General features: G+C 65.4%; 13 protein-coding genes. 12 read left to right on the top strand and 1 reads right to left on the bottom strand.

Translation table 11 applies throughout. From position 1 onward, the window contains the following. The first annotated feature begins 16 nt into the window (after positions 1-16). The 11 genes from ABCN56_RS00650 to ABCN56_RS00600 all read left to right on the top strand — a co-directional run bounded on the left by ABCN56_RS00650 (position 17) and on the right by ABCN56_RS00600 (position 13,680). Positions 17-1,165 carry an MHYT domain-containing protein gene (locus ABCN56_RS00650; protein ID WP_343078847.1) on the top strand — a complete coding sequence of 383 codons (1,149 nt, stop codon included), beginning with the start codon at positions 17-19 and terminating at the stop codon, positions 1,163-1,165. Between the two features lie 169 nt (positions 1,166-1,334). After that, a complete protein-coding gene (locus ABCN56_RS00645; protein ID WP_343078846.1) occupies positions 1,335-2,189 on the top strand; it encodes an FAD binding domain-containing protein in 855 nt (284 codons plus the stop codon). A gap of 11 nt (positions 2,190-2,200) precedes the next feature. Beyond that, the gene (locus ABCN56_RS00640) at positions 2,201-2,692 is read left to right on the top strand and encodes a (2Fe-2S)-binding protein (protein WP_343078845.1); all 492 of its coding nucleotides are present in this window, start codon (positions 2,201-2,203) and stop codon (positions 2,690-2,692) included. Beyond that, entirely contained in the window at positions 2,689-5,109 is a 2,421-nt protein-coding gene (locus ABCN56_RS00635; RefSeq protein ID WP_343078844.1) for an aerobic carbon-monoxide dehydrogenase large subunit, read from the top strand. The genes ABCN56_RS00640 and ABCN56_RS00635 overlap by 4 nt, the downstream gene beginning before the upstream one ends. Before the next feature lie 93 nt (positions 5,110-5,202). Further along, positions 5,203-6,081, top strand: a complete 879-nt coding sequence (locus ABCN56_RS00630) for an AAA family ATPase (protein WP_343078843.1) — start codon at positions 5,203-5,205, stop codon at positions 6,079-6,081. Continuing rightward, positions 6,081-7,265 carry a vWA domain-containing protein gene (locus ABCN56_RS00625; protein ID WP_343078842.1) on the top strand — a complete coding sequence of 395 codons (1,185 nt, stop codon included), beginning with the start codon at positions 6,081-6,083 and terminating at the stop codon, positions 7,263-7,265. Before ABCN56_RS00630 ends, ABCN56_RS00625 begins: the two co-directional genes overlap by 1 nt. A gap of 9 nt (positions 7,266-7,274) precedes the next feature. Then, positions 7,275-8,099: an XdhC family protein gene (locus ABCN56_RS00620; protein WP_343078841.1), complete on the top strand. Its 825-nt coding sequence runs from the start codon at positions 7,275-7,277 to the stop codon at positions 8,097-8,099. A gap of 121 nt (positions 8,100-8,220) precedes the next feature. Beyond that, positions 8,221-8,676 (top strand): SRPBCC family protein, encoded by a 456-nt coding sequence (locus tag ABCN56_RS00615; protein ID WP_343078840.1) that lies wholly within the window; start codon positions 8,221-8,223, stop codon positions 8,674-8,676. 156 nt (positions 8,677-8,832) lie between these two features. Continuing rightward, positions 8,833-11,958, top strand: coding sequence for a sulfatase-like hydrolase/transferase (locus ABCN56_RS00610; RefSeq protein WP_343078839.1), 3,126 nt, complete (start codon positions 8,833-8,835; stop codon positions 11,956-11,958). Between the two features lie 253 nt (positions 11,959-12,211). Next, positions 12,212-12,886, top strand: coding sequence for a polysaccharide deacetylase family protein (locus ABCN56_RS00605; protein WP_343078838.1), 675 nt, complete (start codon positions 12,212-12,214; stop codon positions 12,884-12,886). Next, positions 12,883-13,680 (top strand): polysaccharide deacetylase family protein, encoded by a 798-nt coding sequence (locus tag ABCN56_RS00600; RefSeq protein WP_343078837.1) that lies wholly within the window; start codon positions 12,883-12,885, stop codon positions 13,678-13,680. The genes ABCN56_RS00605 and ABCN56_RS00600 overlap by 4 nt, the downstream gene beginning before the upstream one ends. Here the strand turns inward: ABCN56_RS00600 and ABCN56_RS00595 are convergent, their stop codons facing one another. After that, on the bottom strand, positions 13,681-16,233 hold the full coding sequence (locus ABCN56_RS00595; protein ID WP_343078836.1) for a DUF3131 domain-containing protein: 2,553 nt from the start codon (positions 16,231-16,233) through the stop codon (positions 13,681-13,683). A gap of 161 nt (positions 16,234-16,394) precedes the next feature. Between ABCN56_RS00595 and ABCN56_RS00590 the strand changes: the two genes are divergently transcribed. Beyond that, positions 16,395-19,739, top strand: a complete 3,345-nt coding sequence (locus tag ABCN56_RS00590; RefSeq protein WP_343078835.1) for a trifunctional glycoside hydrolase family 18/polysaccharide deacetylase/glycosyltransferase family 2 protein — start codon at positions 16,395-16,397, stop codon at positions 19,737-19,739. The last annotated feature ends 23 nt before the right edge of the window (positions 19,740-19,762 follow it).

The raw sequence follows: 19,762 nt of genomic DNA, 5'->3' as shown, positions 1-19,762 counted from the left end.
GCCCCTGTGCTAAACCTTGTCCGTTCGCGCACGGAAGGACGAGGAGTTGCTCGACTACAGCTACAACTCGGGGCTCGTGCTGGCCTCGATCGCGCTGTCGATGATGGCGGCCTTCACTGGCCTCTCCGTCACGCGCGGATTGTCGAGACTGTCAGTCGGTCAGCGCCAGACACGCATCGTCATGGGGGCGGTCGCGCTCGGCGGCGGAATCTGGTCGATGCATTTCATCGCGATGCTCGCGGTGCGCCTGCCGATCGCCGTTGCCTACGACGTTCTCGCCACCATCGCCTCGCTCCTGATCGCGATCCTTCTCGCCGGCGTCGCGCTTCTCCTCATGCATTTCACGAAGCGTAACCTCTCGCACATCTTCCTTTCCGGGACGGTTCTCGGCGCGGGCATCGTGGCGATGCACTACCTTGGCATGTCGGGGATCGAGTTCTGCCGGCCGGTCTATGCGCCCTCCTCGATCTTCGCGGCGGGCCTCGCGGCCTTGGCGATGGGCGTCGCGGCGATCTGGGCCTCCTACGGAAGGCGCACGCGCGCCAACATCCTGATCGGCACCCTGATCTTCGGCTCGTCCGTCGTCATCGTGCATTTCACCGCCATGGCCGGAACCGGCTTCCTTGCCCTCGCGACGAGCCCCGCCTTCACGCCCGCGCTGGACAACAACCAGCTCGCGCTGATCGTCATGGTCTCCGCTTTCGTCATATGCGGCGCCTTCCTTCTTTCCGGCGCGACATTCCTGGCCGTCCCTGCCGAGAACCAGACCGCGCCAGCCGGAGCAGATTCCGAAGAGCCGGACATGCCGGAGCCCTCACCTGAGCCCGCCCCGCTTCGCATCCCGGTCGAACGCGGCGGCCAGACGCAGTTCCTGCCCGCCGCGGAGGTTTCGGCGCTAAGGGCGGAAGGGCACTACACGATCGCCTATTCCGGCAAGGACAAGTTCTTCTGCCCCTGGTCGATCTCGGAGGCGGAGCGTCGGCTCGTCGCAGCAGGCCCCTTCTTCCGCGTCCATCGCAGCTACCTCGTGAACATAGCGCGCGTGACCGGGTTCGAGCGTCGCCGTGACAGCGGCATCTGCCTTTTCGAGGGCACGGCCTCGCTCGACCGCGTGCCGGTAAGCCGCAATCGCATCCCCGCGCTCCGCGATGCCCTCGGCCTCTAGGACAGTCGCGCTGACGCATTTCGTGCAGCCATTACGCATTTCGTGAAATTCAGGGCGCAGGAGGTGCGCCACTTCGCCACGCCCGGCCGCGCTTCGCGCAACCTTCCCTCACCACGCCGGGACGGGACGGACCCGCCCGGTCCACGGATAGCCTGAAGGGAGGGGACCCGTGATCCCAGGGAGCTTTACCTATCACCGCCCGGCCAGCGTGAAAGATGCGCTCGGCATCCTGGCCGAGCATGGCGACGAGGCCCGCGTAATCGCGGGAGGCCACAGCCTCGTGCCGATGATGAAACTCAGGATGGCCGCGCTCGACCACCTGGTCGATCTGCAGGGCATCTCGGAACTCAGGGGCATCAGCGTTTCGGGCGGCACGGTCCGCATCGGCGCGATGGTCACGCAGGCCGAGCTTCTGGCAAGCGCGGACCTGAAGGCGGCCGCCCCGATCCTGCACGAGGCGGCCGAGCAGATCGCCGACCCGCAGGTCCGCTACATGGGCACCGTCGGCGGCAACATCGCCAACGGCGACCCGGGCAACGACATGCCCGGACTGATGCAGTGCCTCGACGCCACCTATGAACTCGAAGGTCCGTCGGGCAAGCGCGACGTGAACGCTCGCGAGTTCTACGAAGCCGCCTACATGACCGCGCGCGAGGATGACGAGATCCTGGTCGCCGCGCGCTTCGACGCACCGAAGGGCGGCTACGCCTACGTCAAGCAGAAGCGCAAGATCGGCGACTATGCGACCGCCGCCGCGGCCGTCCAGATCGTCAAGGACGGCGGGGTGTGCAAGTCGGCCTCGATCGCCATGACGAACCTCGCCGACACGCCGATCTTCGCCGAGGCCGCGGGCGTGGCCCTTGTCGGAACCGCCGTAGACGTCGCCGCCGTCAAGGCAGCGGTCGCCGCTATGCAGGAGGCGATCGAACCCGTCTCCGACAACCGCGGCCCCATCGATTTCAAGCGCCACGTCGCGGGCGCCATCCTCGCCCACGCGATCGCGCGGGCCTGGGCGCGCGCCTGAGGGAGAGAGCAATGTCGAAGATCCATCTGAAACTCACCGTGAACAGCGAAGAGGTCGAGACGCTGGCCGAACCGCGCGAGCTGCTGATCCATGTGCTGCGCGAACGCCTGAACCTCACCGGCCCCCATATCGGCTGCGAGACCTCGCATTGCGGGGCCTGCACCGTGGACATGGACGGCAAGTCGGTGAAATCCTGCACCGTGTTCGCCGCGCAGGCCAACGGCGCCACGATAACGACCATCGAGGGGCTCGGCACGCCCGATGCGCTGCACCCGCTGCAGAAGGCCTTCCGTGAACACCACGGACTCCAGTGCGGCTTCTGCACGCCCGGCATGATCACGCGGGCCTACCGCCTGCTTCAGGAAAATCCGAACCCGACCGAGGAAGAGGTGCGCTTCGGCATGTCCGGCAACCTCTGCCGCTGCACGGGATACCAGAACATCGTCAAGTCCATCCTGGCCGCCGCGGCCGAGATGAACGCTGCGAAGGAGGCCGCGGAATGAACGACCAGACTCCGAGCCGCGACGAGCGGATCAAGAACCTCAAGGGCCTCGGCACGTCGCGAAAGCGCGTCGAGGACGTGCGCTTCACCCAGGGCAAGGGCAACTACGTCGACGACATCAAGCTGCCGGGCATGCTGTTCGGCGACTTCGTGCGTTCCCCTTACGGCCATGCCCGCGTGAAATCGATCAACGCCGACGCTGCGAAGGCGCTTCCAGGCGTCGTCGCCGTGCTGACGGCGGCGGATCTCGCGCCGCTCGGCCTCCACTGGATGCCGACGCTCGCGGGCGACAAGCAGATGGTTCTGGCGGACGGCAAGGTGCTCTACCAGGGTCAGGAGGTGGCCTTCGTCGTCGCGAAGGACCGCTACATCGCGGCCGACGCCGTGGATCTCGTCGAGGTCGAATACGAGGAGCTTCCCGTCGTCACCGACCCGTTCAAGGCGCTCGAACCGGACGCTCCCGTTCTGCGTGAGGACCTTGAAGGCAAGACCGAGGGCGCGCACGGTCCGCGCAAGCACCACAACCACATCTTCACCTGGCAAGCCGGCGATCACGACGCCACCTCTGCGGCCCTCTCCGAGGCCGAGGTCGTGGCGGAGGAGATGATCTACTACCACCGCACCCACCCCTGCCCGCTCGAGACCTGCGGCTGCGTGGCCTCGATGGACAAGGTCAACGGCAAGCTCACGCTCTGGGGCACGTTCCAGGCACCGCATGCCGTGCGCACCGTGGCATCGCTGATCTCCGGCATCGCGGAACACAATATCCGCGTCATCTCGCCCGACATCGGCGGCGGCTTCGGCAACAAGGTCGGCGTCTATCCGGGCTACATCTGCTCGGTGGTCGCCTCCATCGTCACCGGCGTTCCGGTGAAATGGGTCGAGGACCGGATGGACAACCTGATGACCACCGCCTTCGCCCGCGACTACTGGATGAAGGGCCGGATCGGCGCGACGAAGGACGGGCGCATCGTCGCGCTCGACTGCCATGTCACCGCCGACCACGGCGGCTTCGACGCCTGCGCGGACCCGACGAAGTTCCCCGCCGGCTTCTTCCATATCTGCACCGGCTCCTACGACATCCCCGTCGCGCATTGCGCGGTCGAGGGCGTCTACACCAACAAGGCGCCTGGGGGCGTCGCCTACCGCTGCTCCTTCCGCGTCACGGAGGCGGCCTATTTCATCGAGCGGATGATCGAGATCCTCGCGATAAAGCTCGGCGTGGACCCGGCGGAACTGCGCGCCAAGAACTTCATCCGCAAGGATCAGTTCCCCTACCAGTCCGCGCTCGGCTGGGAATACGACTCGGGCGACTATCACACCGCCTGGGAAAAGGCCCTGAAAGCCGTGGACTACGCGGGGCTCCGCAAGGAACAGGCCGAGCGGGTCGAAGCCTTCAAGCGCGGCGAAACGCGCAAGCTCCTTGGCATCGGGCTTACGCATTTCACGGAAATCGTGGGCGCCGGACCGGTCAAGAACTGCGACATCCTGGGTCTCGGGATGTTCGACAGCTGTGAAATCCGGATCCACCCCACGGGCTCGGCCATCGCCCGTCTCGGCACGATCAGCCAGGGACAGGGCCATGCCACCACCTTTGCCCAGATCCTCGCGTCCGAGATCGGCATCCCGGCCGATGACATCACGATCGAGGAAGGCGACACGGACACCGCTCCCTACGGCCTCGGCACTTACGGGTCACGCTCGACCCCGGTGGCCGGCGCCGCGACCGCGATGGCCGGGCGCAAGATCCGCGCGAAGGCGCAGATGATCGCCGCTTACCTCCTCGAGGTGCATGACGACGACGTCGAGTGGGACGTGGATCGCTTCGTGGTCAAGGGCGCGCCGGAACGGTTCAAGACGATGAAGGAAATAGCCTTCGCGTCCTACAACCAGGCAATTCCGGGGATCGAGCCGGGGCTCGAGGCGGTCAGCTACTACGACCCGCCGAACATGACCTATCCCTTCGGCGCCTACATCTGCGTGATGGAGATCGACGTGGACACGGGCCAGTGGGAGATCCGCAAGTTCTACGCGCTCGACGACTGCGGCACGCGGATCAACCCGATGGTGATCGAGGGCCAGGTGCATGGCGGCGTGACCGAGGGTCTTGCCATCGCCATGGGTCAGGAGATCGCCTATGACGAGATGGGCAACGTCAAGACCGGCACGCTGATGGACTTCTTCCTGCCGACCGCCTGGGAGACGCCCAACTACATCACCGACTTCACCGAGACCCCGAGCCCGCATCACCCGATCGGCGCGAAGGGCGTGGGCGAAAGCCCGAACGTGGGTTCCGTCCCGTGTTTCTCGAACGCGGTGCAGGACGCCTTCCGCGCCTTCGGCCATGTCCACGCGCACATGCCGCATGACCATTGGCGGATCTGGAAGATCGCAAACGGGCTCGGCCTGCACGGCTAGGGCGGAATGCCTATATAATGGTCGAGCAGCTGGTCTGGCAGGGCGGGACTTCCCGCCCTGCCGTCGAAACGTGATCGGGGAGGACGGCACGGAATGTCGGAGTGGAGGAGGTTACAGGAGGATCTGGCCGGGGCGGGTTATGTCGCCACGGACGATCTCGCCATGGCGCTGCACCTCGCGATCCGGCTGGGCCGCCCCCTCCTCCTCGAAGGGGCGGCGGGCGTCGGCAAGACCGAAATCGCCCGCGTCCTGTCAGGGGTGCTCTCCACCCGTCTCATCCGGCTCCAGTGCTACGAGGGGCTCGACGCCTCGCACGCCATCTACGAATGGAACTACCAGCGCCAGCTTCTCGCGATCCGCGCCGCGGCCGAGGGCGGCGTGACAGGCGCCGCCGCAGAGGCGCGCATTTTTTCCGAGGACTACCTCATGGCGCGGCCTCTGCTTCAGGCGCTCCAGGAGGACAAGCCCCCGGTCCTCCTGATCGACGAAATCGACCGCGCCGACGAGGAATTCGAAGCCTACCTCCTCGAGATCCTTTCCGACTTCCAGGTGACGGTCCCCGAGCTCGGCACGATTGTGGCGAAGTCGCGCCCGATCGTTATCCTCACCTCGAATGGCACGCGCGACCTCTCCGACGCGCTCCGCCGCCGCTGCATCTATGACTGGGTCGATTACCCGGACCGCGCGACGGAGCTTTCGATCCTGGCGCTCCGCCATCCGGGGCTGGAGGCGCGCCTCGCGGCGCAGATCGTGGCCTTCGTGCAGTCGCTGCGGCGGGAGGAACTGGAAAAGAAACCGGGCGTCGCGGAGATGCTCGATTTCGCTGCCGCGCTCTCTGGCCTTGGCGTCGCCGACCTGACGGCCGACCCGGCCGCGCTTCAGGCCGCGCTTGTGACGCTTCTGAAGACCCGCGCAGACCGCGCCGCCGTGCCGCCCGAGGTTGCACTGCGCCTTGCCGGAAAGGCCGCGTGATGGGCGTCACACGCTTCCCTTCCCGCGCTTCGGGTCCAGCGGAACGACTTTCGGACTTCGCCGCGCATCTGCGGGCGAACGGCCTTTTCGTCGGCCCCGCCGAGACCGCCGCCTGCCTCACCGCTCTGTCCGAGGTGAACGCCGCCGACCCCGCCGAGGCGCGCCTCGCGCTCCGCGCCGTTTGTGCCGGGACGCGCGACGACGTTGCCCGTTTCGACGACCTGTTCGACGCCTTCTGGCGCAACGCCGGCCGCGCCCGTTCCGGCCCCGAGCGCGGCGACGGCCCTGAGACGGGTCGCAAGCGCAACAGCCGCCCGGCCCTCCCGGATCATCTGCGCGACGCCTCCGGCAGCGGCGCGCCGGAGACCCCGGAAGGTGGCGAAGGGGCCGCCGACCAATCAGGCGAAGGCCGGCTCACCGGGTCCCGCATCGACAACCTCGCCCGCACCGACCTGCGCGAATTCGTGACCCCGGAAGCCATCGCGGCGGCCGAGGACGTGGCCTTCCGGCTTGCCCGCGCAATCCGCGACCGCCGCTCACGCCGCCGCCGCGCGAACCGCAGGGGCGAAACCATCGACCTGCGCCGCGTCGCACGCGCCTCCGTCGCCACGGGCGGCGTGCCGCTCCGCCTGTTCCGCCGCACCCGGCCCGACCGGCCCGCGCGGCTCGTCGCGATCTGCGACGTCTCGGGCTCGATGACGGTCTATTCCCGCGTCTTCCTTGCCTTCCTGAAGGGGCTCATGGGCGCCGACGCGCACACGGATGCCTATCTGTTCCACACGCGGCTTGTGCGGATAACCGATGCACTCCGAGACGGCGACACAATGCGCTCCGTCGCTAAACTGTCGCTGATGGCCGAAGGCTTCGGCGGCGGCACCAAGATCGGCCGCGCGATCGAGGCCTTCAACCGCACCTACGCCCGCCGCCTCGTCTCCGGCCGCTCGGTCGTCGTCATCGTATCGGACGGTTACGACACCGACCCGCCCGAGGTCCTCGCAACGGCCCTCGCCCGTCTCAAGCAGCGGGGCTGTCGCATCGTATGGCTGAACCCCCTCAAGGGCTGGAAGGGTTATGAACCCGTGGCGCGCGGCATGGCCGCCGCCCTTCCCCACCTTGATCTCTTCGCCGCAGCGAACACGCTCGACAGCCTCGCCGCGCTCGAACCCGAATTCGCCAGACTGTGAGGTGACTCCATGAAACCCGCCGACATCCACAGCCTCGTCTCGGGCCTCCGCGCCGAGGGTAAACCCTTCGCCGTCGCGACCGTCGTTCGCACCGTCGCAGCCACTGCCGCCAAGGCGGGCGCCAAGGCGGTGATCGGCGCGGACGGACGCATCTCAGAAGGCTGGATCGGCGGCGGCTGCGCCCGTGTCGCGGTCCTCAAGGCCGCGCTGCAATCGCTCAAGGACGGCCAGCCGCGCCTCGTCTCGATCCAGCCCGAGGACCTTCTTGGCGCCCAGGGCCTCGAGCCCGGAGAGGAGAAGGACGGCATCCGCTTCGCCGCCAACATGTGCCCCTCCAAAGGCACGATGGACGTCTTCGTGGAGCCCGTCATGCCCCTGCCCGAACTTGTAATCCTCGGCGCAAGCCCGGTGGCCGTCGCGCTTGCCGACCTCGCATCCCGGATGGGCTTCCGCCGCACCGTCGCCGCCCCCGCCTCCGAACAGTCCGCCTTCGAAGACGCGGAGCGCAGGATCGAGGGCTTCGCGCTCGACGCCTCGCCAGAAGGGAGACGCTATGTCGTCGTCTCCACGCAAGGCCGGGGTGACGAGGCCGCGCTGCGCGCCGCATTGTCGGCCGAGGCCGATTTCGTCGCCTTCGTCGGCTCCCGCGCCAAGGCGCGGGCGCTCCGAGACAAGCTGGCGGAAGGAGGGGTGGACCCGGAACTTCTGACCAAGGTGAAGGCCCCCGCCGGGCTCGACATCGGCGCGATCACACCGGAGGAAATTGCTCTCTCGATCCTCGCCGAGATCGTGGAGATCAACCGCCGCGGCGCATTGCGTGAGGCCAGTGAATGAGGTTCATCTGTTTCCTGCGTCGCCTGCGTCCGACACGGCCCAGGGCCGCCCCGCAAACGCCAACCGATCGCGCCGAGCTCCTGCTCCGCGTCAAGTTTCCCTGCTGCTAGAAGGACATCCCATGGAACTCGCCGACGAAATCCTGATCCCCGCGCCGCGTGACACCGTCTACGCCGCCCTCAACGATCCCGAGATCCTGAAGGCGTCCATCCCGGGTTGCGAAGAACTGGTGAAGGAGTCCGACACGGAGCTCGAGGCGAAGGTCGTCTTGAAGGTCGGTCCGGTGAAGGCGCGCTTTTCCGGCAAGGTGACGCTCGACACAACCGGCGCGCCGGAACGGTTCTCGCTACGCGGGGAAGGCTCGGGTGGCGTCGCGGGGTTCGCCAAGGGCGGCGCCGAAGTGGAACTGGTCGAACAGGAGGGCGGCACGCTTCTGCGCTATGACGCGAAGGCCGATGTCGGCGGCAAGATCGCGCAGCTCGGCAGCCGCCTCCTTCTCGGCACGGCGAAGAAACTCGCCGCGAGCTTCTTCGAAAGCTTCGCCGAAGAGGTCGTCCAGAGGGAATCCGCGTCCTAAGCCGGGAAACGCGGATCCCAGGGCTCCGGCCTCACCGCACCGCCTGGGGACGGCGCGGCGGAAGGTGGCATCGACCAGCCGCTGGCAGAGTGCTACGGTCCGAAGGCAAAAGCGGGTTCCGTCCGACATGAGGCCGGGCGTCGAAGATTCGAGACCATGGTTGCCAGTTTAGCGCTTATCTTCGCTGCGGTTCTTCTTTGGCGCAGATCGCTGCGGCCGGTTCCGGCGGCAGCCGCGTCGTTGATCGTGTTCCTCGGGCTACTGCTGTGGGTCATCTATTACTTCGTCGATGCCCTGACCGGGTCGGGCATCGACATGTCGGTTCTCTACCACCTGCAGGCCGGCTGGGAGGGCGTGGGGATCAAGAGCTTCGCGCCCCTCGCGGCAGTCACGGCGATGATGTTCGTCGTTGCCCTCGTCCTCACCGCCTTCGTCTATCGCATCGTGCGGTCACGATCGCCCGCCGTCGGCCGGCAGCGCCGGGTAACCGCGGGCCTGGGCGCGATACTCGGTTCCTTCCTGCTCAATCCAGCGCTCTACGACATCATCCTGCTGAGCAGCTTCCTGCAACGAACCGAGGCTTCAGCCTCCGTCGTGGTGCCTGATCGCTTCGCGCAGGTTGAGAACCTGCGCTTCGACAACCCGCCGAAAAACGTCGTCATTCTCTATCTCGAGTCGATCGAGAGGGCCTATCTCGACGAGGAACTGTTTCCCGGACTGATGCCCAATCTCTCCGCCCTCGAAAGGCAGGCGCTCAGCTTCACCGGCATAGAGCAGGTCGACGGCACGAACTGGACAATCTCGGGCATGGTCGCGAGCCAGTGCGGCCTCCCGTTGCTCGGCGCAGGGGCGAACAACTCGATGTCGGGGATGGACACGTTCCTGCCCGGGGCCACCTGTATCGGCGATCTCCTGTCGGCTCAAGGCTATGCCCTGACCTACATGGGCGGGGCCAGTCTCGACTTCGCGGGCAAGGGCAATTTCCTCCGGACGCATGGTTTCGACACCGTCGAGGGCCTCGAGGAGTTGCGCGACCGCCTGGAAGATCCGGAGTATCTCTCCGACTGGGGTCTCTACGACGACACGCTCTACGATCTGGCCGCCGAAACCTTCGACGACCTGGCCCTTGGCGACAGCCCCTTCGGGCTGGTCCTGCTGACAGTCGACACCCACCATCCCTATGGCTACATGTCCCGAGACTGTGGCGACATGGTTTATGGCGACGGCGAAAACAGGATCCTCAACGCGGTGCACTGCGCCGACAAGATGGCCGGCGCCTTCATCCGCCACGTCATCGAAAGCCCGGCCTTTTCCGAGACGGTGCTGGTCGTGATGTCCGATCACCTGGCCATGCCCAACACCGCCTGGCACATCCTCGAAAAGGGCGAACGGCGCGACCTGCTTTTCATGTTCGGCAAGGACATCGACCCGGCCATGATCGACAAGCCCGCCTCCACGCTCGACGTGGGTGCGACGCTCCTCAACCTCATCGGCGCCGAGGTAGCAGCCTTCGGCTATGGCCGCGACATCCTGGCCGACACCCCGACGCTCGTCGGTGGCGACATGGTGCTTGACGGGCTGCTGCAGGAGGGGGCGGCATTCGTCTCCTCGCTCTGGTCGTTTCCGGGGATCGCGCAGGGGATCGGGATCGATCCAGCCGCGGAAAAGGCAATCCTCGGCGGCAGAAGCGTGAGCCTGCCGGCGCTCTTTCTGCTCGACGCCGATCTGGCGACGACCGCGGTGCAGTTCGACTTCTACGAGGACAGGACCTTGGCCGAAAGCGTCGCCGGCCTGCCCTTTGACCGACGCTTCGTCTGGATCGACCGCTGCGATCAGGTGGCGCTGCTGACGTCCGGAACCCCGCCCGAGAACGACGATTTCTGCCTTGTGTCGGGCATGCCGGGCAGCGACACGCTGAACGCGAAGGTTCTGCTGGAGGGAACGACGGTCGGCTTGGCAGAGTTGCAGGACAGCTTCGCGTCGGAGCCAAGCCGCGAAGCCTATGACGCGCGGCACCGGGAATTCGAACGCCTGGTGGAATTTGGCACCGCCGAGGTCATCGCCTATCCCCCTCCGACAACGCTGGTCGGAGATTTCGCGATCAGGTCCTCCGGCTTCGGCCAGGGGGTATCCTTCGCGACGAACCGCGCGAGCGGCGCGAAGGTCGAACTGGTTCGTGGCCTGACTCTCCTAGGCTTCGCGGCAGATCGGCCGCCGGTGAAGCTCGCCCATCTCGATACCTGTGCCTACGGTGGCACTGTGGTTCCCGATGTTGTCGGTCTCGAGGGCGATTTCGCCACGGTCATTGCGCAGAACCGTGACGCCTACGGCGCATTTGCCATCGTCGGCCACGACAGCGTCCTGTGCTACGGTGTCGATACCGACCTTGCCGCCCTGTTTGACGGCACGGACCTGAGCCGTTGGAGCGAACTCGGTTTCGAACAGCCCTATGTGGCGCTTATCCCCGGACAGGGCGACCCGGTGGAATATGTCGGCGCACCGCGCACCGCCCTGGCGATCGAGGCCCGGGACTTCGTCGACCCGATGCCCGCAAGTGGCGACCTGGGCGCGCGCCCGCAGCGCCAGAGCCGCGATTTGCCCCGCGTGGCGCATGCCGGGGGGGCATATGAAGGCATGACCTACACGAACACGCTCGAAGCCCTCGACGCGAACGTCGCGCACTACGACCTGTTCGAGATCGACCTCTCCTCGACCTCGGATGGCGAACTCGTCTGCATCCATGACTGGGAAGATAAATTCGAGGCCACTTTCGGCTTCCTGCCGTCCGAACGACCCGACCTTGCGACGTTCGAAGATCTCGTCCGCGACCGAGGCAGCCCCAGGAATTGCACCCTCTCGAGCCTTGCCGACTGGATGCGGCGCTATCCGGACAAACGGATCGTCACGGACACCAAGGAGGACGTCGTCCCGGCGCTGAGACTGATCGCGGAGTCCTTTCCCGACTTGTTGCCGAATTTCGTCGTCCAGATCTACCAGCCCGAGGAATACGCACCGGTGCGCGCCCTGGGCTATGACGACGTCATCTGGACACTCTATCGCTACGAAGGCAGCGACGACGACGTTCTGGCGGCGCTGCGGCGGATGGATCTGTTCGCGCTGGCGATGCCCGTGGAGCGGGCCCGAGAGGGCCTGGCCAGCCGCGCGCTCGCCGAAACCGGTGTACTGAGCCTCGCGCATACCGTGAACACGACTGAGGAGTTCCGGAGCCTCAGGGAGGCCGGGATTGCCGAAATCTACACGGATTTCCTTCAGGCACATTAGGCTTGGGCGGAACGCGTGCGACATTTCTGACATTGACGCGATGTCGTGTCGGGTGGCAGCCTCACGGTGTTGCGTCGGGGTTCGGATGTGACGGAGGGTCGATTTCCGTATTGTGGGACATGCCGGCCGGGGCCCTCCGAAGGAGGCCGTCTTGGGTATTGAGTCGATGAAGGTAATATGGACGTTCTTGTTGGCAGTGGTGGCGTTTACGGCGGCTCCCTCCTCTCCGGCTGCTTCCGAGGAAGTGGGGATAGTGACCTTCACGGTGGATAACGCCACCCAGCAGTTTTTCCAGGAAAGCATGCCGGTCTTCTTCGAGCACGAAGTCCCCGGCACTCTGTTCGCCCAGATCGTCGCCATCACGGGCTATCGCGGCGACCTTTCATGGGATGACGTTCAGACGCTCATGGATCATGGCTGGGAACTGGGCGCCCACAGCTACACGCATTCGGTCCCTCTTACCAAGGCCGATGACGTGACGCTCGAAATGGAGCTCGGTGCGCCGGCGGCCTATATCTACCGCCAGACCGGGGTCTACCCGACGACTTTCGCCAGCCCGCACGGTGACTATGACGAGCGCGTTCTGAACAGGGTACGCGTCTACTACGAAGCCCATGCAAGGGGCTGGGGAAATGGCGGCGTCAACCGGTTCGACAGTACGGACCATTACCGGATCCATCGCGAGCAGGTGGACAACACGATGACCGTGGCCCAAGCCTGCGCGGAACTCGAAAAGGCCGGGCGCGAGGGTTACTGGCTGGTGCTGATGTGGCATCGTGTGGTCGAGGAACCAAGCTACAAGTATGAGAACTCGGCAGAACAGTTCGAAGGGGTGATTTCATGCGCAGCCGAAATGCGGGACAGGGGCATCATCAGGCTCATGAACATGAAGGAGGCTCTGAAATACGTCCCGCACACGCCAAAATGAAGCGGACTGCGGTCGGCTGCAATCTGCGCGCGATGGCCGCGCTTCTGTCGCTCCTGGCGGTGGGAACGCCGTCCTGGGCTGCCGAGGAAGGCGTGCCCAATGGCATCGTCACCTTCACCTTCGACGACGCATCGCGGGGCCAGTATGAATTCGGCCTTTCGATCGCCGAAGCTCACGGCGTGACCGGCACCCTGTTCGTCCCGACCGGGCTGATCGCACCAACGTCCAGCAGCGCGCTGGACGGATGGACCATGAATGAGGAAGAGGTCCGCGCCTTTGTAGCCGCCGGGTGGGAGCTCGGCGCGCATGGCGATACGCACCGGCGGCTGACCGAACTTGACGGCGAGGAGCGGACGGGTGAAATCGTGCGCCCGATCGCCGCGATCGAGGAATGGGCCGGCACGAAGCCCGTCTCGTTCTCCTCACCCTTCGGCGCGTTCGATGACAGCACGATCGCCGAGATCATGGAGCATTACCGGTACCAGTTGTCCTGGAAAGGTCACGGCGGCCGCAACCCCATCGGCGCGATCGACCAAAACTACATCGGCAGGTTCGAGATCACGCGCGAGACCAGTTCGGAGACCGTCTGCGGCGAAATGGTGCGCGCGGCCCTGAACCACGTGTGGCTCGTGCTACTGGTGCACGACATCGTCGAGGAGAACCCCGACGTCAGCCAGATTTCGGCACGTCACTTCGAAGAGGTCGTCGCCTGCGCCGACTTGCTGGCCGACAAGGGCGTGGTGCGGATCCTCACGATCCGGGACGCAATGGGCGAGATCGAAGCGAAGGGCTGATTACCCCTCACCCCATAACGCTGGCATCGCTCCCAGCATCCGTCCGATAGCGGTCAGGATGATCCCGTTAGTGTTGAGGTCGGTGTAACCCTGCATCGGTTCAAGCGTGCTGGCGAAGATGCCCGAGCAGAAGCCGGCATTGTCGATGCGCGCCTTGTCCCGGACCAGAGCCACCAACCTGTCCGAATACTCATGCGGATAGGCCGCCGCCCAGAGATATGCGGACTTCGTGCTGATCTGCTCCGCGCGCTTGCGGAATTCCTCGGTCCGGTACTCGGCCCGGCTGAGGCGGGTGACGATCGCCCAGGCATCCTCGCCGGGGAGATCGACGCGGAGTCCCTGATAGATGAACCAGGGCTCGAAATTCAGCGGGACTTCCGAAACGCTCCGGATCTCGCCGGTTTCCTCGAACCAGCTCAGCTGGGCGTCGAAGAGCACGTCGGCGAGGTATCGCGACTGAGGGCTGTGCCCAAGCTCGATCGCCTCAAGAAGGATCGGCTCGGCGCCGAAATGGCCCAGAAGCGCCGCGCGGTGCAGAAGCCGCAGCCGCGCGTCTCCCGTGTCCGTCTCCGCCAGGGGCGGATAGGCCGAGTTCATCGGCAGCCCCCAGGACGTATAGGCCCTGTGCACGTAGGGTGGGCAATGCGACAGCGATGCATCGACCCACCTGCCGAACTGATGGCTATAGGGACGCCCGCCGCGGACGGTCTGGTCCAGGTCCCATTCGGCCAGCGCCGCCTCGGCCCGATCGATCGACACCAGCCCCGACATCACCGCGACCCGAAGCGCAACGAGGAAACGCCCGGTGTCACAGGAATCGAACCCCGTCCGAACCGCGCGCAGCGTGTCGGCTCGGAACAACGGCGGTGGAAAGCTCCCCTCTCCAATCTGCACGCTTGGCAGGTTCTCGAGGATCGTCGCCAGGCGTGCAGCGCCCTCCACATCCGTGATGATTCCAAGTCCCGCCGCCGAGACGATGCCGAGGATCTGACTCGCGACATCCCAGAGCGTGACCTCGCGGTTCTGAAGCGCGAATGTCGTCGCCTGGACGGTGCCCGCGCACAGTCCTGTGTTATCGTCAGTGAAACGCGCGATGTAGCGCCATGCGAGGCGCGCATCTTCCAGAAGCCGCTGGCGTTCAGCCAGATCGATCTGGGCGGCACGCGGCGGATCGGTCAGTTGCCGCCTCCGCGTCGACCAGAACCTTTCCAGGATCGGATCCGGCGCCACGATCCGCTCCATGAAGCCCCGGACGGAGTGGAATTCCGCCAGACCGTCGCGGCGGATGTCAGTGAACTGCTTCATCAGGTTCAGGCGCTCGAACGGGGTCTGAACCTGCGCCGGCCGGACCATTTCAACCCTGTCGGTCAGGGGATCGGCCGCGATCCGCTCCGCAAGAGACAAGCCGCCGTCGTTCCTGAGCGCGATCTGGAACCGCCCGTCCTCGCGCAACCCGGTCCAGGCCTGCGGAGTCTCCGGCGGAAGCAGCAGGATTTCGGCGGTCCGGTCGGGATCGATGCCGGACGGATCGTCCACATTTGAGCAGCGCGGCAGCACCCTGTCGTCGGCCGAAAGGTCCACCTCACCGGACAGGCAGAGATCCGACGCCCCAACGTCCGGCGCCGTGTCCTGAAGTGCCAGAGCCGTGAACGGGAATCCCTCTTCCGCCAGCATCGCCGCGAAGGCCGCCACACCGGCGTCGGGCTCAGGCCCCTGCCCCAAATCGAGGACGACCCCGAGGTATTTGGAGGCTCCCGGCTTAGCCTGAAGAAGGTAGTCCGTCGGCCGGGTGACGAAGAGCGTGCCGTTGAGGGCCTCGATCTCGATCCGTTCGGCCCAGGCATCGCAACGCGCGGCAAGCACTTCCGGGTCAAGCGCGCCGGCGCCGTCCAGCGACAGCATCAGCAACTGGTCCCCGTCCAGCGCGAGCACCTCGCCGACCGCCTCTTCCGGATCCTCCGTCACGCGGAAAGACACCCCGCCTTCCAGCCTCAGGAGGCCCCAGTCGAACGGATCGACCCGCGTGCCCGCCGCCCCGTCGACAGCCGCAGGCCGTATGTGAATTCGGAAACCGGCCGAACGGTAGGCATACGGCTCGACCTCATTAGTCGCGCTCGTGTCGAAGAAAGACACGATCTGCGGCTCGTCCATTTCGGCGTCGGCCGGCAGCGCGAGCCGCCGCCGTATTTCGCTGGCGAAACGCAGCTGGAAATAACGGTCACGTTCCTGCACGGGCGACACCGCCGGGATCACCTCGAACAAGCCCCTTTCGGACACGGCGATCCGGGCCAGCGCCTCAAGGCGTTCATCCGTGCCGCTCTGAGCCCCATCCCCGTCAGTGGGCACCTCCAGGACGATCGCGAGGGGGAGGTTTCGGGCAAAGAACACCTTCAACATCCTCTCGACGCGCTCCGGATCGAGTGACGGGTCGACGTCCGTCAGCACCAGAAAAAGGCTCTTCGCCCAAACATCCTGGGCTCCGCCGATATGCGGGAACAGCCCCATCGAGAGGGCCGTCCCCCCCAACAGAACGCTGCGTCTGGATAGTCTCATTCTATGCCGCTCTGGTTTTTGCCCTGCAATTTTACTTCCAAAAGTAGCCACATTCATGGTGTAAAAGCGAGGCCCGGTTGTCGAAGAACAGCGCCGCCACCTTCTGTGTCGAGATGGCGTGGAAAATGCCGGGCAAGGGCGAAGCGGGCTTGAGTTTACACTTGGAAGAGCAGAAAGACAGAGGGCTGTTCACGGCACCGACCCCTCATCCGGTTTTCGAAGACCCAAGCCATCGCCGCTTCTGGATATTCCTCAGCCTCGCCGTCCTCGCCGTGCTCTTCCTGTTGTCCTGGACGAGCGAATTCGCTCTTCGCGTCTACAGCCTGAATCCCGTGGCGACCGAGGCCGGGAACGGGTCCATTGATGCCGCCGGGGCGCCGAATTCAACGAACGGGCTGGAACTGACCGATATCGTGATGAAGGCGACGTCGGACACCGATTGCCGGCAGGGTATCCTCGGAACGGTGCGCGGCGACCAGGGCCTCGCCGCCTTTGTGCCCTATGGCGACCGAACCGCGATTTCCGGTCTGCGCGCCCATTGCGCAAAGTTCGGCGTGGTTTACTACGAAGCCTTCTCCTTCGGCACCTCCGACGGCCGGATTGTCCCGCTCGGTCCGGACTCCGCGCATTTCCCGCTGCCCGACTTCCACGACGGCTGGCGCAGCCGCAACCGCCCCGAAGCCTTCCCGATCATCCGTCCGCTCGAGGGGTTGCCTGATCGAACGCTGGCAGAGCTTCTCGATCCGGACAAGGCGCTGCCGGTCCTGCTCGACGATCTTGCCACGCTTCCGCTGGACGGCGTGGATGGCGGGCTGTGTCTGGACATGTCGAGACACGGCGGCACGAGTCCCGAGATGCTCCTTCCCGTATTGAAGACGATGCGGCAGCACTTGTCGCCCTTGGGCCTCAGGACCTGCCTCATCGGATCGGCGGATGCGGCATTCTGGACATCGGGCGATCTGGTTGCGCAGATCGACAGGGCCGTCGCGCTGGCCTTCCGCGAAGGCACGGGGCCGTCGGATCCCCTTGCGCCACAGGACTGGGTGGCGGATGCGGTGGCAAGGGTCAGCGCACTGATCCCGGACTACAAGCTCACCTTCGGCCTCGGGACCTTTGCGACAGCCTGGCAGAGCGGGCGGCGCACCGCCGAGCGTCTGTCCTTCGCCGAAACGATGCTGCGGGCCGATCTCGACGCGGGCGAGATCACCTTCGGGTCGGAATTCCTGAACACGAACATTCGTTATCTCGACAATGACCGTCGTCTGAACCGGATCTGGCTGCTGGATGCAGCCTCGTTCCACAACACCCGGATCGAGATCGGTGCGGAACGGCCCGTCGCGCTCTGGCCATTGGGCTACGAGGACCCGGCCATCTGGCCGCTCCTGGAATACGTGCCGGCCAGGGAAGCGATTGGCGCACCGATCGATCTCAGCGATCACGCCATCATCGAAGGCGCCGGTCCGTTCTCCGGTCGGATCGACGCCGCCGCCGCCGGTGCCCGCGCGATCGAGACCGATCCACAGACCGGCCAGATCACCGCCCAGAGCTACACTCAGACCCCGCGCCCGCACCGAATCCGGTTCTTCGGCAACGAGGACGCGGTCGGTGAACTCGTCCTCTCGTTTGTGGGACTGGGCGGGACGCAAGAGGTCGAAGACTTGCTGGCCCTGCTGGAAGAGAACGCAATCGAAGCTTCCTTCTTTCTCTCGGCCAACGACTTCATCCAGTCCGCGGAACTCGTTCCCGATGTCCTGGAAGCCGGTCACACCATAGGCACAACGGTCATACCCCAAGGGGCGCAGTCCGAGATTGCCCGGATCTGGGCTCGGCTGGTCAACAACCTGCCACAGCATTTCGTCGCCCATACCTTTGGCGCACGGGCGCGCATGGTTCAGTTCCCCTCGAGCCAGGAACAGCTTCCCGGCGACACGGGCAGCCTGGAACAACTACAAACCATGCTGGGCGAAGGCTACCTGCCGGTTCAGTCGACGGTCGCGGCGGGTTTCGGCAGCCTCGACACCGAAACCTATGTCGACCGGGTGCGTGATGCGGCGATCGCGCGTCCGGTCAACGTGCTCAGTTTCGACTTTTCCCGAGACAACGACCGCCAGACCCTACGGGCACTTCCCGACATTCTCGAGGCGCTGCACCAGGAGGGGTTCACCTTCACTTCCCTGCCCCGGCTGGCCGAACTCGGCGCCGCAGAGCTCTGGCCACTGTCGCGCGCGGTACCGCAGAAACGCGACGACGTGACCTATGGAGCGATGCGCATCGGCTGGATCGGGGTCCAGAACCTGATCCTGCTGCTCGCGTTCATCGTCGCGCTGCGCTCACCGTTCTACCTGGCGCTCGCGGTGCTGCGCCGTTCGAAGTATCGCCGAAGCGACAGTTACCATCCGCCGGTAACGGTCGTGATACCCGCGTTCAACGAGGAGATGGTCATCGCCAGGACGATCGAGAGCGTGCTGGAATCCGACTATCCGGACTTCCGGATCATCGTCGTGGATGACGGATCCACCGATGACACAGCCGCCATCGTCGAAAACCGCTTCGGCTCGGACCACCGGATCCAAATGCTGCGCCAGGAAAACCGTGGAAAATGGTGCGCGCTCGATCTTGCGCTGCACTACACGGAAACGCCGTTCATCGTCATCGTGGATGCCGATTCACTTCTCGATCCCAGGGCGTTGCGCATTCTCGTGCAGCCCTTCCAGAACGAACGGATCGGGGCCGTGGCCGGAACCGTCGAGGTCGGAAACCGCGAGAACTTCCTGACCACGTTCCAGGTCATCGAATACATGTACACTCAACAGGTGCTTCGCCGTGCCTACGAGGCCTTCGACGGCATCATCGTCGTGCCCGGCGCGATCGGCGCCTGGCGCGTCGATGCCGTCCGCGCCGCGGGCCAGGTTTCCGGTGATACGATCACGGAGGATGCCGACCTGACCGTCGCCGTGCACCGCGCGGGCTACAGCATCGCCTACCAGGAGCTCGCCAAATCCTACACCGAGGTCCCGAATTCCGTGAGGTCGTTCCTGCGGCAAAGGCTTCGCTGGGGGTTCGGCATGTTCCAGGTGTCATGGAAGCATGCGAGGGCGATCCTTGAGGGTCGTACCGTCGGCTACATCTCGCTGGTCGACGCGGTCTGGTACGGGCTCATCACCAGCCTGATCTACCCGATCATGGACGCGATCCTCATCGTGGCCCTGGTCTACTACAGCTATGCCTTCGCCATAGAAGGCTTGGTCGCATTCGCGAACTTTCCGGTGACGGGATCGATGGCGTTCCTGCTGCTCACCATCATCGACCTCGCCAACCTCGCTGCATCGATGTGGTTCGCGCGCCGCTTCGAGTGGAAGCTCCTTGCAGCAGTACCGTTGCTGCGTTTCGGATATCGCCAGCTGCTTTACATCTCGTCGATCCGCGCGATCCTGTGGGCGCTGCTGGGGCGGACAGCGCATTGGAACAAACTCGATCGCGTCGGAACGGCGACGGCGGGGCATTGATCCGGCCCTCCGACCGAAGGCAA

It is taken from the genome of Ostreiculturibacter nitratireducens (assembly GCF_032670585.1).
In the GTDB taxonomy this organism is placed as follows: domain Bacteria; phylum Pseudomonadota; class Alphaproteobacteria; order Rhodobacterales; family Rhodobacteraceae; genus Ostreiculturibacter; species Ostreiculturibacter nitratireducens.
This window is presented reverse-complemented; position numbering and strand designations above follow the sequence as displayed.

Coding starts and splice junctions, on each gene's coding strand:
- ABCN56_RS00640 (WP_343078845.1), top strand. CDS start 2,201: ATGTCGAAGATCCATCTGAAACTCACCGTGAACAGCGAAGAGGTCGAG.
- ABCN56_RS00635 (WP_343078844.1), top strand. CDS start 2,689: ATGAACGACCAGACTCCGAGCCGCGACGAGCGGATCAAGAACCTCAAG.
- ABCN56_RS00630 (WP_343078843.1), top strand. CDS start 5,203: ATGTCGGAGTGGAGGAGGTTACAGGAGGATCTGGCCGGGGCGGGTTAT.
- ABCN56_RS00625 (WP_343078842.1), top strand. CDS start 6,081: ATGGGCGTCACACGCTTCCCTTCCCGCGCTTCGGGTCCAGCGGAACGA.
- ABCN56_RS00620 (WP_343078841.1), top strand. CDS start 7,275: ATGAAACCCGCCGACATCCACAGCCTCGTCTCGGGCCTCCGCGCCGAG.
- ABCN56_RS00615 (WP_343078840.1), top strand. CDS start 8,221: ATGGAACTCGCCGACGAAATCCTGATCCCCGCGCCGCGTGACACCGTC.
- ABCN56_RS00610 (WP_343078839.1), top strand. CDS start 8,833: ATGGTTGCCAGTTTAGCGCTTATCTTCGCTGCGGTTCTTCTTTGGCGC.
- ABCN56_RS00600 (WP_343078837.1), top strand. CDS start 12,883: ATGAAGCGGACTGCGGTCGGCTGCAATCTGCGCGCGATGGCCGCGCTT.
- ABCN56_RS00595 (WP_343078836.1), bottom strand. CDS start 16,233: ATGAGACTATCCAGACGCAGCGTTCTGTTGGGGGGGACGGCCCTCTCG.